Annotated in this window: 15 protein-coding genes; 7 read left to right on the forward strand and 8 right to left on the reverse strand. The window is 38.8% G+C overall.

Annotated features, from left to right (window positions below; all coding sequences use genetic code 11):
* Positions 1–4: 4 nt before the first annotated feature.
* The 5 genes from ABIB30_RS12660 to tatA form a co-directional block, all read right to left on the reverse strand.
* A complete protein-coding gene (locus tag ABIB30_RS12660) occupies positions 5–1108 on the reverse strand; it encodes an efflux RND transporter periplasmic adaptor subunit (RefSeq protein ID WP_354302530.1) in 1104 nt (367 codons plus the stop codon).
* A gap of 7 nt (positions 1109–1115) precedes the next feature.
* Positions 1116–2405: a TolC family protein gene (locus tag ABIB30_RS12665; RefSeq protein WP_354302532.1), complete on the reverse strand. Its 1290-nt coding sequence runs from the start codon at positions 2403–2405 to the stop codon at positions 1116–1118.
* A gap of 69 nt (positions 2406–2474) precedes the next feature.
* A complete protein-coding gene (locus ABIB30_RS12670; RefSeq protein WP_354302534.1) occupies positions 2475–3839 on the reverse strand; it encodes a sensor histidine kinase in 1365 nt (454 codons plus the stop codon).
* Positions 3840–3847: 8 nt separating this feature from the next.
* Entirely contained in the window at positions 3848–4525 is a 678-nt protein-coding gene (locus ABIB30_RS12675; protein ID WP_111634355.1) for a response regulator transcription factor, read from the reverse strand.
* Positions 4526–4575: 50 nt separating this feature from the next.
* Positions 4576–4737 (reverse strand): twin-arginine translocase TatA/TatE family subunit, encoded by a 162-nt coding sequence (gene tatA / locus ABIB30_RS12680; RefSeq protein ID WP_111634333.1) that lies wholly within the window; start codon positions 4735–4737, stop codon positions 4576–4578.
* Positions 4738–5136: 399 nt separating this feature from the next.
* On the opposite strand from tatA, the gene ABIB30_RS12685 reads away from it, so the two are divergent.
* From ABIB30_RS12685 to ABIB30_RS12715, 7 genes are all read left to right on the forward strand, one after another.
* Entirely contained in the window at positions 5137–5583 is a 447-nt protein-coding gene (locus ABIB30_RS12685; protein WP_068402759.1) for a KTSC domain-containing protein, read from the forward strand.
* A 207-nt stretch (positions 5584–5790) separates the two neighbouring features.
* Positions 5791–6417, forward strand: coding sequence for an alpha-ketoglutarate-dependent dioxygenase AlkB family protein (locus ABIB30_RS12690; protein WP_354302537.1), 627 nt, complete (start codon positions 5791–5793; stop codon positions 6415–6417).
* A gap of 146 nt (positions 6418–6563) precedes the next feature.
* On the forward strand, positions 6564–7166 hold the full coding sequence (locus tag ABIB30_RS12695) for a TetR/AcrR family transcriptional regulator (RefSeq protein ID WP_354302539.1): 603 nt from the start codon (positions 6564–6566) through the stop codon (positions 7164–7166).
* Positions 7167–7238: 72 nt separating this feature from the next.
* On the forward strand, positions 7239–7676 hold the full coding sequence (locus ABIB30_RS12700; protein ID WP_354302541.1) for a DoxX family protein: 438 nt from the start codon (positions 7239–7241) through the stop codon (positions 7674–7676).
* A gap of 54 nt (positions 7677–7730) precedes the next feature.
* Entirely contained in the window at positions 7731–8333 is a 603-nt protein-coding gene (locus ABIB30_RS12705) for a hypothetical protein (RefSeq protein ID WP_354302543.1), read from the forward strand.
* 89 nt (positions 8334–8422) lie between these two features.
* Positions 8423–10852 (forward strand): PIG-L family deacetylase, encoded by a 2430-nt coding sequence (locus ABIB30_RS12710; protein ID WP_354302545.1) that lies wholly within the window; start codon positions 8423–8425, stop codon positions 10850–10852.
* A gap of 139 nt (positions 10853–10991) precedes the next feature.
* Complete coding sequence (locus tag ABIB30_RS12715; protein ID WP_354302547.1) at positions 10992–12689, forward strand: sodium:solute symporter family protein; 1698 nt, start codon at positions 10992–10994, stop codon at positions 12687–12689.
* Here the strand turns inward: ABIB30_RS12715 and ABIB30_RS12720 are convergent.
* The 3 genes from ABIB30_RS12720 to ABIB30_RS12730 form a co-directional block, all read right to left on the reverse strand.
* Entirely contained in the window at positions 12682–14730 is a 2049-nt protein-coding gene (locus ABIB30_RS12720; RefSeq protein WP_354302549.1) for a tetratricopeptide repeat-containing sensor histidine kinase, read from the reverse strand. The genes ABIB30_RS12715 and ABIB30_RS12720 overlap by 8 nt on opposite strands.
* 121 nt (positions 14731–14851) lie before the next feature.
* Positions 14852–15199, reverse strand: coding sequence for a hypothetical protein (locus tag ABIB30_RS12725; RefSeq protein WP_354302551.1), 348 nt, complete (start codon positions 15197–15199; stop codon positions 14852–14854).
* A 145-nt stretch (positions 15200–15344) separates the two neighbouring features.
* The gene (locus ABIB30_RS12730; protein WP_354302553.1) at positions 15345–16370 is read right to left on the reverse strand and encodes a PorP/SprF family type IX secretion system membrane protein; all 1026 of its coding nucleotides are present in this window, start codon (positions 16368–16370) and stop codon (positions 15345–15347) included.
* Positions 16371–16377 lie beyond the last annotated feature (7 nt).

Below are 16377 nucleotides of genomic sequence, written 5' to 3' on the forward strand. Positions count from 1 at the left end.
AAAATTAGTCTTTAAGGCTTTCATAAAGGAATACTTGTTTAGAGGCAACAATACGGTCACCTGGTTGAAGTCCTTTGCTGATATAAGCTTTATCTCCCGATTTTCTCCCTATTTCTACTTCTTGTATCCGTACTTTTTTTACCTTATCCAGTACCAGGACATAATTTTTATTCTCGTCAAAAATGATGTTGTTTGCATTGATAGACGGCAAGTTCACATCAGATTTTGAAGCGATTTGTACCGTGGCCATCATGCCTGGTTTTAATAAATAACCAGGATTCGGGATGCTTACTCTGGCATGCATCACTTTACTGTCTTCATCAAGGATGTTATAAATCTTATCAATCTTTCCTGTGAAAACTTTATCAGGATAGGAGAGTATAGAAATTTTTACTTCATCACCTTGTTTAACACTGGAAATATCAGATTCATAGATATTGATCAGGCCCCATACGGTCGATAAATCAGCTACGGTAAATAAACTCTGACTATTGTCAGGTCTGAGCTGCATATTGCTGTTTACATTTTTCTCGATGACAAATCCTGAGATCGGTGATTTTAAAGTATAAGTCCCATTGGTACTTCCGCCATTCAGATTCAGCACTGCTTTACTACGTTTTTCTTCTGCTTGTTTAACCAGGTAATTGTTTTTAGCTTCTTCCATATCTCTGGCAGAGGATAAGCCACTTTTATATAAATCTTCAGCAAGTTTCATGCTTCTTGCAGCGTTTCTCAACTCGGCAGAAGAGCTGATAGCTTCTTTATCAAATCCAGCCATTTCCGCACTTCCCATAGTGGCTAATACTTGTCCTTTGCTCACCCGGTCTCCGAGTTTAACAGGAACTGAACGTACATTACCACTTACCATGGGAAATATTTTTGCAGTGGTTTCATCGTTTGGAGCTATCTTGGCAGAGAAGCTTAAGTCGGTTTCGCTGTTTGGATTTCTAACGGTATCAATCAGTAACCTGTTGATCAGGGAATCAGTAACAACGAATTGTTCATCTTTAGGCGGTTCTTTAACGTGTTCTGTACAACTTTGTAAAAATACTAAAGCGGCTATTACGCCAATGGTCAGCCTGGTAAATTGTTTGGTTTGGGTTTGCATGTTTGTATTATTTGAAAATTGTAGTACCAGTTACATAATTGATTTCTTCCTTAGCATTCATTCGCTGATATTTCAGGTCATTCATTTGCAGGGTGCTTTCTTTATAGGAATCATAGAAGTCCATAAATTCAAGCAGGCTCAGGTTTCTGCTTTTGAAGTTCTTAATCACTTCGCCAATCAGTTTATCAAAGTCACTGCTAAAGTCCTTATCGAAACCTTTATACAGACTCTCTGTCCTTAAAGCTGATTTATAGCTGTTGAAGACTTCATTTTGTAAAGCAGATTCTTGCTGGTTCAATTGGTTTTTTCCAGCATCAATAGCAATTTTCGCTTTTTTAATCTCTCCCTGGTTTCTGTTAAATAAAGGCAGTGGGATATGCATGCCTAATCCGGTATAGTTGTTCGGATAACTTCCTTGTAAATCGTAGGTTAACGAGAATTGTACGTCAGGGACTGCATTCGCTTTTTGTACGCTGAGTGCTTTTTGTGCATAATCAATTCCGGTTTGGGTCATTTTTAAATCTGCACGGTTCGTACGGGCAGAATCCAGCAAGCTGGTATAAACTGCTTTATCTAATTGATAAGCTTGTTCTTCTGCAGGGTCTACAGTCAGCTCAAGATTTGCATCTGGTTTAAGATTGGTCATCAGTTTAAGGTCTGTTTCCATATCCTCAATGCTGTTTTCCAGGTTATTATATTCTGTTTGCAAACTATATACCAGCGATTTGATCCGGATAATATCTTTCATCGCGATATTTCCCATTTTCAATTGCTGCTCTGAGGCAGAAAGCAATTTTTTTAAGGAGCCAATTTGTTGTTGATAAAGCTTGGCAGACTGCTGTGCGTAATAAGTTTTGTAGAAGTTAGAGCGCAGGTTAAATCTTAACGTACGCATCAGGTCGAAATATTGGTATTCTGCTAATTTTACGCCTGATTTAGCGAGCTGGATGTTTTTATTTCTTTTTCCGGCAAGTTTAATCAGTTGAGAAATAGAGGCCTGATATTCTCCGTTTGTTTTAGAAGTTTCGAAGAATCTTTTGGTTTTAGAGTTGTATAACTGGGTCTCTACATTGAGTTCCGGGTTGTCAAATAATTTGGCGGTAATGATTTCTGCCCTTGCCTGATCTGTCTGATAGTTTTGGGCGATTAATTGATAATTGTTCTGTATAAATAGCTTTTCTGCTTCGGGCAGACTGATTTTTAGGGTGTCAGTTGCCTGAGCTGCTGCATTTTCGGAGAAGCCTAGCAGAGCGAAGCCGAAGATTAACAGTTGATATTTCAGGAAGTTAGAGGTCATTTGCTTAATATTTTAAACAAATCTAATTTCGAGAAATTAAAGGTGAATTAAAGTGATATTAAAAACTGATTAAAATGAATGAAATTCAATACGGAAAGTAGTGCCGATAGCATTTGATGACGTTACTGTGATTTTTCCTTTAAACAGGGTGATGATTTTATGTGCCATATATAACCCCATACCATTACCTGCATGTTCTACTTTGTGTGAAGAACTGTAAAATGGTTTGAAGATTTCTTTCAATTTATTTTCAGCTATGCCTACGCCATGATCACTGATCGTTACCGTCATTCCAGCAGATGAGATATCCAGATTACAGCTAACTTGCTGGTCATCTGAGAATTTAAAAGCATTGCTGATGATGTTGTCAAGCGCGATTTGCAGCAAGGTGGGATTTGCAGTAATGATTAACGGAGCATCATCTGTCATAGGGAGATTTGTCATTTCTACCAGTAGTTTGTTCGGGCCTTTACGCTTGTTCCATTCTGCTTGCAATTGCCAGATCAGTTCATCCATACGGATTTTCTCAGCGAGTGAAGAACTGTATTCCAGGTCGGCCTGTGCGAGATTAAAAAGAGCAGTAATGATATTTTCTAACTTTTCCGCATCTTCCAGTACCGAGTGCAATGCTTTTTCATAATCCTGTTTCTGCCTGTCTTTAGAAAGCGCGATTTCAGTACCGATAATCATCCGGGTAACGGGCGTTCGCAATTCATGAGAAGCATTGGCAACAAATGTCTTTTGCAGAATAAAAGAGTGTTCCAGATGTTCCATCAGGTTGTTGAAATTTTGTGCCAGTAAAGTAATTTCGTCTTTATTGGTTCCTTCTGCTACCCTGAAATGGAGATTATTTGACTTGATCAATTTGACCTGCTCAATGAATACATCAAGCGGAGCTAATATTCTTTTAGCGATCCATCTGCCGGAAAGCAGTAAGCCAAGAAAGATGACGATGAACACGCCAATCATTACTTTTAATAATTTATGGATTCTTAGCGTTGTACTTTGATCTATTGCAGAGGCCAGAATCACAAAATCACCCTGGTTATCTTTATAGAAAATTCCGACTACCTGTCTTTCTCCCTCTTTGAAACGGACTTTTCCCAGTTCTCTTACTTTGTCAATAGTCTGACTGCTCCAGAATTGCTGGTCATCACCAATAAAAGCGGCACTATTACGCTCATTGTAAATGCGAATGACTTCTCCGTTCAGCTTTTCCAGATATTGGGTTCTTACTTTGTTTAAAGCATCATCCGAAATTTCATCTGCTTCAAGGTATAGCTTGGCCGTTACCATAGTCCGGTCTGTCAGGCGATCAAAAAACTCTGACTCCATCACTTTTTTAAAGGTGAAGTAGGTAACTGATAATACACATAACAGTGTAATTGTACTGATCAGCGTGAAATATAAAGCCAGGCGGTCTTTGATCTTCATGGAATTGTTTACTTCATGATATAACCCATACCAATTTTCGTATGGATTATTTTCTTATCAAATCCTTTTTCGATCTTATTGCGCAGGAAGTTTACATAAACGTCAATTACATTGGTGCCGGTATCAAAACTGATATCCCAAGCATTCTCGGCGATGTATTGTCTGGATAAAAGGCGGTTAGGGTTTTTGAGGAAGAGTTCAAGCAGCGTAAATTCTTTCGCGGTAAGTGTAATGTCTTTACCTGCACGCTGAACAGTTTTAGAGTAGGTATCCATCAGGATATCTTCAAAACTAAGGGTGTGTTTAAGCTGGCTTTGTACGGTTTGCTGTCTTCTGAGCATAGCCTCAATACGGGCTAGTAATTCTTTGAAGTGGAAAGGTTTAACCAGGTAATCATCAGCACCGGAATTAAGGCCCAGCACTTTATCATCAATGGAGCCTAATGCGGTTAACATCAGGATCGGAACTTCTTTATTGGTTTGTCTGATTTGGCGGCAAACTTCAATCCCGTTCATTCCGGGCATCATCACATCCAGGATTAGCAGATCAAATTGCTCTTCCTGAAAGGTATAAAGGGCCATTATGCCATCAGGGATAGTAGTGACATTATAATTATGTTCTTCCAGTCCGGTTTTAACCAGGCTGGCGATTTTTACATCATCTTCTGCTAATCCGATATTAAACATTTGCTGCTCGGGGTTTGTTGAGCTACAAAGATAACTATCTAAATCCAAACTCATTCATTCCCTTTTTGACCGTCTTTAAACTCTTTGACGCCCTGGCCCAGGCCTTTCATCAGTTCAGGGATTTTTTTGCCTCCAAAAAGGAGTAATACAACGACCAGGATAACAAGGATTTCTGGTGTGCCCAATGCGGCTAAAATAGGGTGCTGAAGCATATTATTTTGGTTAGTGGTTTAATTTAAAGCCTGTCCGGGTTTTATAAACATGGCCCGGACAGGCTTATGGTGTGTTTTGTTGAAGCAAATGTAAAATGGGGTAATTAAAGTCTTGTTAAAACTGGATTAAAATGGGGTTAAAATATTGTAAACTAGGGAATTTATGAAATTCTAAACAAGTGCATAGGTTTCATTGAGGCTAATAACAAACCTATTCAGTGCATTTAATCAAATTGCTACACACTTTGAAGCAATTTGATTATTAATTTAATGATAATCAAACCTTAATCTTTCTTTCCCATATAAAATTGTACCTTTGCAAAATTGTTAGCCATTATTATGGGTTGATCCTGAATTTCAGCCTGTTAAATGTTGACAATAATTGCATTAAATATATTTATGAAGAAGATTGTCGATTACAGAAAATTGTTAGGTGTTCAAAAAGATGCCGAGTTAAAAGAGCTTAAAACTATTTACAGAAATTTAATGAAGGAATATCATCCTGATAAATTTCAGGAAAGTGATGAAGCTAAATTAGCTGCTGAAACAAAAAGTAAAGAAATTATTGAAGCCTATCATTTCCTGGTTAGTATTGCTCCTGAAACACTTGCTGGCTCAATTGAAGAATATACAAGTACAATCACTTCATGTGGTATTGCTGATTATAACTGGGCTGGCCTGGTACTTACAGTTCATTTCCTTGATGGAAGCGGATATGAGTATTTTGAAGTTCCAAAAGCAATTTATGTGAAATTGGTAAATGCAGATTCTCCAGGAAGATTTGCACGTCGTCATATCTTCAATTCTTTTCCTTACAGAAACATAGTAAAATTAGAAACAGCTTAATCCCCTGTTCTGATTTAACGAATAGATTCACTTATCCTGTTTTAACAGGGTAAGCTATACCCGTCGGTCAGCGTGCTTTTTGTAGCCTCCTATAAAGAACATACTGGCCGATATTTTTTTCAGTATTTCTCTCAACAATATAAGCTGCATGATTGTTCAGCATAAAAGACGTTATTTGATCCTGCAAAGTATCTCAATTCGTACCTTATGCAACATCTGATTGACGCAGATCACCACAATATCCTTCCATCACATGGAGAAGCATTGTTGTTCCCCAACTTCTTTACCACACAAGAGAGTGATACTTATTTTGACCACTTTAAGAATGATGTTTCATGGATACAGGAGCCTGTTGTTCAATTTGGTAAAAAAAGATTGCAGCCCCGTTTAACAGCTTTTTTGGGAGATGAACATACCGGATATCATGCTGATGGCTTAACCCTGAAAGCCCAATACTGGACAGTGCCTTTGCTAAGCATCAAAGCGAAGCTTGAAGCTAAATTTGAGACCTCATTTAACGAATGTTTACTGAATTATTATCGGGACGGCAAAGATTACATGGGATGGCACAGGAATAATGAACATGCATTAGGCGAATACCCTGTTATTATTACGGTGAGTTTTGGGGCAACAAGAATTTTCCAGTTCAGGGATTATAAAGAAAAGATGCCGGTCGTCTCTTTAGAATTGGAGCATGGCAGCATTTTATTCGTAAAAGGACAAACTCAGGAATTTTGGGAGCAGCGCTTACCAAAAACTTCAGTCCTGGTAGGGCCAAGGATTAGTTTAACTTTTAAGCTGACCCTGAAAAAGGGATCTTCTGATACCCTTTAATCTATTCAATCACATAATCTATTCAATCACAAATCACCCCGGTCATTTATAATCGATTGTTGCAGCTAAGTCAAAATTCCGCCTCCATTCTGAATGATTAAATAATAGGCTTACATTTGCTAACAGTGTTAACTTAGGTAGATTAAATGGGAATAGTGGAACGCAAAATGCGTCATAAAGAAGAAATCCGTACTGGAATTCTGGGAGCCGCGTGGCATATGGTAGTAACTGATGGCTGGCAATCACTTTCCATCCGGAAGATTGCTGATGCAATAGAATACAGTATTCCGGTTATCTACAATCACTTTGAAAATAAGGAAGCAATATTACTTGAATTCTCCAAAGAAGGTTATCAGAAATTGGCTTTAGCCTTACAGGAAGCAAAAAACTCGGTGGTTTTACCCGCAGATCAGCTCGAAGTGATGGCAATTGCCTATTGGGATTTTGCTTTTGGAAATAAAGAATACTATCAATTGATGTTTGGTCTGGGCATTCCAGCTTGTGAAATGGTCAATCAGATCACAGAAATCAAAGAAATGACCAGTATCCTGGTTTCTACGATACGGGAAGCTTTAATCCAGAACAAGAATGAAGAAGCTGATTATTTCTTAAAATATCATGGCTACTGGTCAATCCTGCATGGCCTTGTTTCTATACAAATGATTGAAAATAGCGGTAAAACCGATGCCTTTAAAAAGATGATTTTAAAGGATGCCATCAGCGGGTTCTGTAAATCCCTGGCACTATAAGAAGCGGCAGGATTGTTGTTGGTTCAGAGAAAAATATTAAGTTTACGCTTAAATTAAAACTCATACAGACCGATGAACAGACTATTTAATACCAATTACAATCACAGAGGCCTTGATTTTGTTTTACTGATCTTAAGGATTGGTATCGCTGGCCTGATGCTTTCTCATGGTTTACCTAAACTTGAAACGCTTCTTGCTGGTGGTGAAATTAAATTTATGGACCCTATTGGCCTTGGTGATACTGCAACTTTAGCTTTAGCTGTTTTTGCCGAAGTAATCTGTTCTGTACTGGTTCTTCTGGGGCTTGCGGTACGTTTAGCTGTAATACCTTTAATGGTCACCATGTTAATGGCTATTTTTGTCATTCATGGTAATGATGGACTGAGCGAAAAAGAGCCGGCTATTCATTATCTGCTGACTTACATTGTATTACTATTTGCCGGCGGCGGCAGATTGAGCATCGATAGCCTGATCAGCCAGAAGTCTGCCAGATCAAGAAGAGGTTACTAACTGGACAATAATTCCCGGTTAAACCGTTATTAGTAGATTATTAAAGAAATATATATGAAGAAGATACTATTGATTTGCCTGACGGTAATGACAGTGATGGGATGCGGCGTGAATAAACAAGCTCAGCAAATCAAAGCACTTGAAAATTGTAAATACAGAATCGTTTCTGCTGAAAACCTTTCAGTGGCCGGCGCAGATGTGAAAAAAATAGTAAGTGGTCAGGATATCAATCTGGCGAGCTTGCCAGGTTTGGCATTTGGCCTGCTTCGAAGAGATGTTCCTTTCCGCGCCAGATTAAATATGGAAATTTCTAATCCATCGGGCAATCTTGCTGCAATCAATCAGTTTGAATATAAAGTGCTGATTAATAAACAAGAACTGGCTAATGGCTTCGTGAATCAGCAGGTAAGTATTCCTGCAGGTCAGTCTGTAGTGGTGCCAGTAGATTTGAATGTAAACGTTTACCAATTTATTTCTAACCAGAAAGTGATGTCTGAAATCTCAGACTTTTTGCGTGGTGGTGCGAATGGTGGTTCAGAAAGAAAAGGATTAGTGACACTCAAAATCAGACCTAGCATTATGGTAGGAGGGGTTTTAGTGAAATATCCTGGCTTTATTAGCATTGATAAAGAAGTTAGCAGTAAAATCCTGCTATAATTTGACAACATTGTTACCAATATTTATTTCCAAATAAACGGATAGACAGGGTTATTTTAATTATTTTCGACAATTGATCTAACCCTGTTATGCGGAATCGTCTGTTTTTTCTTTGTTTACTATCCTATGCCCCATTTTTTGGAAAAGCCCAGCAAGTTGAATTGAATGCTGCGGAAATCAGGCAAGGATTAGCTAGCCTAAACGTTACTGGAAGTGTTTTATACATCGCGGCACACCCTGATGACGAAAATACCCGGCTATTGGCCTATCTCGCTAAGGAGAGAAAAGTACGGACAGGTTACTTATCATTAACCAGAGGCGATGGCGGACAAAATCTGATTGGTACTGAACAAGGAGAGTTATTAGGACTAATCCGTACACAGGAACTCTTAGCTGCAAGGCGGATGGACGGTGCAGAACAGTTTTTTACCCGGGCAAACGACTTCGGTTTCTCTAAAAACTCAGCAGAAAGCTTTAAGATCTGGAATAAAGAACAAATCCTTTCGGACGTGGTCTGGGTAATCCGTAAGTTTCAACCGGATGTGATTATTACCCGTTTCCCGGAAGATGCACGTGCGGGGCACGGCCATCATGCGGCTTCAGCAATTCTTGCAAGAGAAGCTTTTACTGCCGCGGCAGACCCCAATCGTTTTCCTGAACAGTTGAAAAAAGTTAAAGTCTGGCAAGCGAAACGCATTCTATGGAATACCTTCAACTTCGGTTCTACCAATACCACTGCCGATGATCAGCTGAAAATAGATGTTGGTGTTTTTAATCCCTTATTAGGCAAAAGTTATGGGGAAATTGCAGCCGAAAGCCGTTCCAATCATAAAAGCCAAGGTTTCGGATCAGCAAAACAGCGTGGCTCAGCTATAGAGTTTTTTAGCCCGGTAGATGGACAGGCAGCCAAAACAGACCTGTTTGACGGAGTGAACCTGAATCTTGACAGAAATAAAGGGACGGAAAAAGCACAACAAATACTTAATACATTGATTGCTGACTATGATTCTTCAGATCCTTCAAAATCGATCAATGCCTTATTACAACTAAGAGAAGAAGTCAGGAATTTACCTTTTAAACATGAGCAGCTTGATGAATTGATCCTGGCCTGTGCAGGTATCTGGATAGAGACATCTGTTCCTGAACCATCTTATGCTATTAACGATTCAATTCCTGTCACTATTAATGCAATATCAAGAGTAAGAAAATATTTTCCGATAAGAATCTCTTTACAGGAACTAAATCCGGAACATACCGAAGAACTGATCCCCGACCGGATGCTGACTGCTGAATTCAAAATTTCAGCCCGTCAAATCGGTTTGACTCAACCTTATTGGTTGGAGAAAAAGCACCCAATAGGCAGCTATATTATTGATTCTTTAAAGAACTTAAGTTTACCAGAAGCTATAGCTCCTGCGGCCGGAGTATTCAGGGTATTATTTGGCAATCAGTCTATTGAAGTTACCCGACCACTAGTGTATAAACATACGGACCCGGTAAAAGGGGAACTCTACCAACCTTTAGTGGTTGCGCCTCCCGTTACAGCTACACTGGCCGAACATTCTTTTGTATTTACCAATAATTCTCCTAAAACTATTACTGTACAACTGAAGAGTTTTGAAGCAAATGCTAAAGGTGTACTTCAGCCTGTTATTCCTTCCGGATGGAAAGTTACTCCGGAAAAGCTTGATTTTGAACTTCATGGAAAAGGAGAGGAGCGAAACGTTGAATTCACGGTAACACCTGCTGGTCAGGTTTCTGGTGGTCAATTCTCTTTATCCGTAAAGGTGGATGGAGAAACCTATCAAAAAGGGCTGAAGGTGATTGGATATGATCATATTCCTGTACAGACTTTGTTTCCTGTAGCAGAAGCCCGCGTAGAAAGAGTTGATTTGAAATTTGCCGGTAAGAGAATTGGTTACATTGCAGGTGCCGGAGATTTAATTCCGGAGTCACTGACGCAAATCGGTTACCAGGTGACCAGGTTAACTGAAAACCAGGTTATCAACGGTAACCTTTCTGGTTATGATGCGATCATTACCGGTGTACGGTTATATAATATCAATGATAAAATAGCACTCATGCAGCCAAAGCTAATGAGTTATGTTAAAGAGGGTGGAGTTTTGTTGGTACAGTACAATGTAAATTCTCCGCTCAAAATTACAGACCTGGGGCCTTATCCTTTTCAGCTTAGCCGCGACAGAGTTACCGAGGAAGATGCGAAAGTTACTTTCCTGAAGCCTGCTCATCCTGCATTAAACTTCCCTAATCAAATTACAGCTAAAGATTTTGAAGGTTGGGTTCAGGAACGCGGTTTATATTTTGCCACAGGCATTGATGCACATTATACCCCGATTTTACAGATGAATGATACCGGAGAACAGGCAAGTAATGGTTCATTACTCGTCACTGATTTTGGAAAAGGTAAGTTTGTTTATACTTCTCTCGCCTTTTTCAGAGAGCTGCCTGCTGGTGTTCCCGGGGCATACAGATTATTTGTAAACCTGATCTCTAAATAATACAGCATAAAATGAAAACAGAAAAACGCAGCACTGAATTGCCACCTTTTGTAAAAAGCTGGAAACAGTTTTACTGGTTGCTTGCAGGTTGGCTGGTTTTCCTGATCCTGTGCTTTTACCTATTTACCCGATATTTTGAATGAGTTATATTGACTGGGCAGTTTTATGCTGTACACTAATTGCAATTGTCGCTTACGGCGTTTACAAAAGCAGGGGTGCAAAAGACATTGATGGATATTTATTGGGGAACCGGTCTTTGCCATGGTATAGCGTATGTTTATCAGTGATGGCTACTCAGGCCAGTGCGATTACTTTTCTATCTGCTCCAGGACTGGCCTATTCTTCAGGAATGAGCTTTGTGCAATTTTACTTTGGTTTGCCACTGGCTATGATTGTGCTTTGCGTAACCTTTGTTCCTATATTTCACCGGCTAAAAGTGTATACAGCTTACGAATATCTGGAACAGCGATTTGACTTAAAGACCCGGGCATTGACTGCTTTTTTGTTTTTAATACAAAGAGGCTTGTCTACGGGGATTACCATTTATGCTCCCTCAATTATCTTGTCTACTATCCTGGATATCAATACCACTTATACCACTTTAGTTATTGGCGGTATTGTCGTTGCCTACACAGTTTATGGAGGAACTAAGGCTGTTTCTTATACGCAAATGTTGCAAATGAGTATTATCTTTTGTGGACTGTTTGCTGCCGGGATCATGGTTGTGCACTTACTCCCGGGAGATATCGGGTTTGGTAAGGCCATCAGTATTGCCGGAAAGATGGGCAGGACCAATGCCATTGATTTTAAGTTTGACTGGAATAATCCCTATACGGTTTGGAGTGGGTTAATAGGTGGCTTTTTTCTCCAGCTATCTTACTTTGGAACAGATCAGAGCCAGGTAGGCAGGTATTTAACTGGTGCATCGGTAAGTGAAAGCAGGCTGGGACTACTTATGAACGGCCTGGTGAAAATACCAATGCAGTTTTTGATACTTTTAATTGGCGTATTGGTTTTTACCTTCTATCAGTATAATAAGCCGCCAGTATTCTTCAATAGTTTTGAGCTGAATAAACTGGAGAAAAGTAAATATAATCCTCAGTTGAATCAGCTGAAAAAGGATTATGAGAAAGCCTTTGAAGAGAAACAAACTGAAGTTAATAAATTAAACGATGCTTTAGATCAGCAGAACAAGCCTGTAATTGATCAGCAAAGGATTGCATTGAAGAAAGCCGATGAGCAAACAAAGGTTGTTCGTAAACAGGTGACGGACCTGATGTTGCAGAATGACCCCGGTGCTGATGTCAATGATAATAACTATATCTTTCTAAGCTTTGTTACTAAGTATCTGCCTAAGGGGCTGATAGGATTGCTCATTGCAATTATATTCCTGGCCTCTATGGGATCTACAGCAAGTGCTTTAAATTCATTGGCTTCGACCAGTGTGATTGATATTTATAAACGACTGATCAATAAGGATGCAACTGAAGAAAACTATTTAAAAGCGTCGAGATGGTCAACGGTCATCTGGGGCCTGGTTTGTATCGCAATGGCTTTGTACGCCAGTAAAATAGGGAACCTGATTGAAGCTGTTAATATTCTGGGTTCTTACATTTATGGAACTATCCTTGGCGTATTCTTAGTCGCTTTTTACTTGAAAAATGTCAATGGCAGAGCGGTGTTTTACGCTGCAATTGCCACTGAGGCTGTAGTTTGTATTTGTGGTTATCAGAAAGTAGTAGCTTATTTATGGTTAAACGTGATAGGCTGTTTACTTGTGGTATTGCTTTCTTTGTTTTTTCAGACTGTATTAAAGAAAAAACAGCCCACTAGTTAAGCGGAAGTTCTACGTAAAATACAGAGCCCTGACCCACTTCACTTTCCACCCATATTCTTCCACCATGCGTCTCAATAATTTGTTTCGAAATCGCTAGTCCCAATCCAAAGGGTTGCTCGCCTGCTGTACCAGATCTTTTGGCTTGACCAAACATGTCAAAGATCTTGTTTTGAATAGCTGCTGGTACGCCTATACCATGATCCTTCACGGCAATTAATACCGAGTCTGGTTTTTCTTCCATACTGACTGTAATCGTAGCCCCTTCGGGACTGAATTTAATTGCATTTCCGATCAGGTTACTCATTACCCGCCACATTTTCTCCATATTTAGTAAAGTGGTTACTTGTATGGCATGTAAAATCAATTGCTGATTTTTCTCCTTTGCCTTGTGCCGGAGCAGGTTCACGCAGTAATTCAGCAGTACATATAAATCAACAGGTTCTTTCTGAAGATTTTCTATTTTACTATTTGATTTTAACAGGTCATTCACTAGAAAAAGAGAGTTCTGTCCTGAAGTCTTTATCATATCCAGCATTTGCAGATCATCTTTAGAACGCCCCTGTTCTGTGAGCATTAAATTAGCAATTGAAGTAATGTTTCCAATCGGGTTTCGCAGATCATGCGCCACGATCATCATCACCCTCACATTTTCCTCCTGGCTTTGCTCAAGTGAGTCCAGGGTCTGCTGCATGTTTATATTTTGTTCACTGATTTGTTTATTCAATTTTCTGGAACGCTTCAGGTTATGCCAAATAAAAAAGAGAATAATCATGACCATCAGCATACAAATAATTGCAGCAGAGAGATAGGCTGTTTTTAACTGGTTGTCTTTATTGAGCAAAGTCATCCGATACTTTTGTGCAGTATCTTTGAATGCCTGGTCTATATCAATATTTTTTTGATGTTTATCAATCTTATAAATGGAATCGCGGCCTTTGTGATACTTTTTCAGGTAAGGATAAGCGGTTAATGGCTCTTTTCTTTTATCATGATATTCATATCTGAGCCTGAACCAATTTAACCTGGTTCCAAAGTTTACCTGATTTGTACCTGATTTACTGGATAAATAAACTTGCAATTCATTTAAAAGACGATCTGCATCCTTAAAATTTGAATACCTGATATACAATTCTGCTAATTTAAGTTTGGCAGTTTGTGCGTCCTGAATATCATAGCCCTGATGATCATTGATCAAAATGCTTTGTGTCAGGTGTTTTTCGGCCTGATCATAATTGTTGTTTTTAGCATAGATACCTCCAAGGTTTCCATAAATCACCCCATTGGCAGAAGAAATGAATGATTCCCTCCCTGGAAAATGACCTTTTTTACCTGCGATAAATGTGAGGGCCTTTTGATAATAAAAAATAGCACTATCGGGTTGACCTGAGCGTTCAAAACACATGGCTATTGTATTCATGCAGGTTTGTGGAAAGATAAAGAGATAATCAAATCCCATGTTCGGTTTACACTCCTTATTTTCTTTAATGGCCTCTTTCAAATAGGGGATAGCTTTACGATATTGTTCCTGTGAGAACCTGACTAATCCCAATTTATTGCTGAAAATAGAAAGAGAACAATCTTCCAGGTTCTTTTCCGCAAAGGATCTTCCGTCGTAATAACTTTTGAATGCTTCAGTATATCTTTTTTCTGCCATCAGCACTTCCCCAAGAAAAAAAAATCCATTTGTATATTCTTCTTTATACAGTGTTTCTTTGCCCTTTACGAGTTGAAAGATACTATCAGTATAGAGTCTGGCTTTATCTGTATCGAAGTCATAGTGCAGGTAAATGTTAATCATATTCTCATATTTTCTATAAGAATCTTTGACCCCCGGTTTTACAAACGCGTGATAAGCCGAATCAAGATAAGTTGCGGCTTGCTTAGGCTTACCGTTTCCAATAAAGGTAGAAGCCTGGTTGATTACCGTATCAAAATGTGCTTTATGGTTTTGTGATGGCTCAGGTACAGAATTGCAGGATACAGCGATTAGGGCATAAGTTAAACACAGTAATAAAGTAATGTTTTTACATATTCCTTGCATACGGTTGGTAGATTGGAAGAACATGATGTAGGTAGGGTAGTTAATGTATAGGGAAGTTATACATTAATCATTCCATTTGATAAGAATCTCTGAAAGAGTTTATCTCTTCCAGAGATTCAGGTTAATTAAATTCTAATAATGGTTGTTGATAGATATTCAGCGTTGTGTTTGTCCCATTGTCAGAATAAGTAATCGCAAGTGTTGCCAGACCTGAAGAAACGAAGCCATTGGAAACGGTTGCGGGAAGAGATTTCTGCTGAGCAAAATCATACAGTTGAATTACTTCTATCTTCCCTGTGCGTCTTTCTCCATAGAGTGCAATTCTAAACTGCCCATATTCTAGATCGCCGAAATAAACCCTTTCTCTTTTTGATTCTGTAAAGGATATGGTTTTAGCGTTTGCGGTTTGTATGGAAAGAGATCCAAGCATACTGCAAACGAATACTGATAATAAAATTAATCTTTTCATATATTCTTCTTTATATATACTGAAGGTAATGAATTTTAATTATTGTTAAAAATATCTATTTTTTTTACATTGAAAAAGCCAGATTATATTTAATCTGGCTTTTATATTTAATTCTATGTTAATATGGTCTGACTAGTTATCTTAATTAAAAATAACGGGGGTTGCTTGTCCTTTCTCCTCTTCTTTTGTTGAATAACAAGTACCCAATAGAGATTTCATGTGTGCCACTTTGATAATTAGCCAGTTTACTTGTTGTAAAGTCATAAGCATAACCTAAACGTAATCTGTCAGTTGCCATAACTTCTGCCATTATACTCATCGCATCTGCATTTTCTAAACTACTTTGCAAGGCACTTTTGCTCCATAATTTAACACCTGTACGATAAGAGCCCCCTAACCAGAAGCGGTCAGCATATAAAAAGAAAACATTGAAATCAAGATTGGTTGGCCCTTTAAAATCGTCTTTAATCATAATTGAAGGTTTCATCTTGATATCTTCTCTTAAAGTCAGCATAGTACCCGCTGTAAAATAATAGTGCCTGGTTTTCTTAATGGAAAGGTTGCCATAGTCATTGCTTCCTATAAATATATTGTCGTACATATTGTTTGGAAACAGATCCAGTACCGATAAACCGGCATAGAATGTTGGATTATAATAGTAAATACCAAAATTGGCATTGGGTTTCAGTGTACTCACTTTACCAACCGGGATATTCGGGTCATTCTGGTCAATAGGTGAGAATTTGTTTCCATCAATAGAATATTGATTGATCCCAAGACCCAGTCCCAGAGATAACCTGCTATCATCTTCATCATTCAATCTTATTCTATAAGCGTAGGAGCCATAGAATGATAAAGACTGTTGCGGTCCTAATTTATCCCATAATACCTGGGCGCCCAGGCCTACAGTTTTACTACCGGATAAGTTTGCAACTCCGTCTATTGAGGCCGTTCCGGTTTCAGGTGCTCCTGGGAAACTGACCCACTGTTTCCGGTAGGTGGTATTCAGATACATGTCTTCTTTGTAGCCCGCATAAGCAGGGTTGACGCTTAAACCGTTAAATATATACTGGCTGAACTGTATGTCCTGTTGCGCAGTAGCTACCAGACTGGAAGTTGTAAAGAACAACAGCAAAAATAGTTTCGATCTCATTAATCTAACCTTTCTCATAATATAA

Origin of the sequence: Pedobacter sp. UYP1 (assembly GCF_040547305.1) — a bacterium.
Taxonomy (GTDB): Bacteria; Bacteroidota; Bacteroidia; order Sphingobacteriales; family Sphingobacteriaceae; genus Pedobacter.

What these genes read in the sequence shown, in the direction of transcription:
- ABIB30_RS12660 (WP_354302530.1), bottom strand. Translation starts at nt 1,108, where the DNA reads ATGCAAACCCAAACCAAACAATTTACCAGGCTGACCATTGGCGTAATA.
- ABIB30_RS12665 (WP_354302532.1), bottom strand. Translation starts at nt 2,405, where the DNA reads ATGACCTCTAACTTCCTGAAATATCAACTGTTAATCTTCGGCTTCGCT.
- ABIB30_RS12670 (WP_354302534.1), bottom strand. Translation starts at nt 3,839, where the DNA reads ATGAAGATCAAAGACCGCCTGGCTTTATATTTCACGCTGATCAGTACA.
- ABIB30_RS12675 (WP_111634355.1), bottom strand. Translation starts at nt 4,525, where the DNA reads ATGTTTAATATCGGATTAGCAGAAGATGATGTAAAAATCGCCAGCCTG.
- tatA (WP_111634333.1), bottom strand. Translation starts at nt 4,737, where the DNA reads ATGCTTCAGCACCCTATTTTAGCCGCATTGGGCACACCAGAAATCCTT.
- ABIB30_RS12685 (WP_068402759.1), top strand. Translation starts at nt 5,137, where the DNA reads ATGAAGAAGATTGTCGATTACAGAAAATTGTTAGGTGTTCAAAAAGAT.
- ABIB30_RS12690 (WP_354302537.1), top strand. Translation starts at nt 5,791, where the DNA reads ATGCAACATCTGATTGACGCAGATCACCACAATATCCTTCCATCACAT.
- ABIB30_RS12695 (WP_354302539.1), top strand. Translation starts at nt 6,564, where the DNA reads ATGGGAATAGTGGAACGCAAAATGCGTCATAAAGAAGAAATCCGTACT.
- ABIB30_RS12700 (WP_354302541.1), top strand. Translation starts at nt 7,239, where the DNA reads ATGAACAGACTATTTAATACCAATTACAATCACAGAGGCCTTGATTTT.
- ABIB30_RS12705 (WP_354302543.1), top strand. Translation starts at nt 7,731, where the DNA reads ATGAAGAAGATACTATTGATTTGCCTGACGGTAATGACAGTGATGGGA.
- ABIB30_RS12710 (WP_354302545.1), top strand. Translation starts at nt 8,423, where the DNA reads ATGCGGAATCGTCTGTTTTTTCTTTGTTTACTATCCTATGCCCCATTT.
- ABIB30_RS12715 (WP_354302547.1), top strand. Translation starts at nt 10,992, where the DNA reads ATGAGTTATATTGACTGGGCAGTTTTATGCTGTACACTAATTGCAATT.
- ABIB30_RS12720 (WP_354302549.1), bottom strand. Translation starts at nt 14,730, where the DNA reads ATGCAAGGAATATGTAAAAACATTACTTTATTACTGTGTTTAACTTAT.
- ABIB30_RS12725 (WP_354302551.1), bottom strand. Translation starts at nt 15,199, where the DNA reads ATGAAAAGATTAATTTTATTATCAGTATTCGTTTGCAGTATGCTTGGA.
- ABIB30_RS12730 (WP_354302553.1), bottom strand. Translation starts at nt 16,370, where the DNA reads ATGAGAAAGGTTAGATTAATGAGATCGAAACTATTTTTGCTGTTGTTC.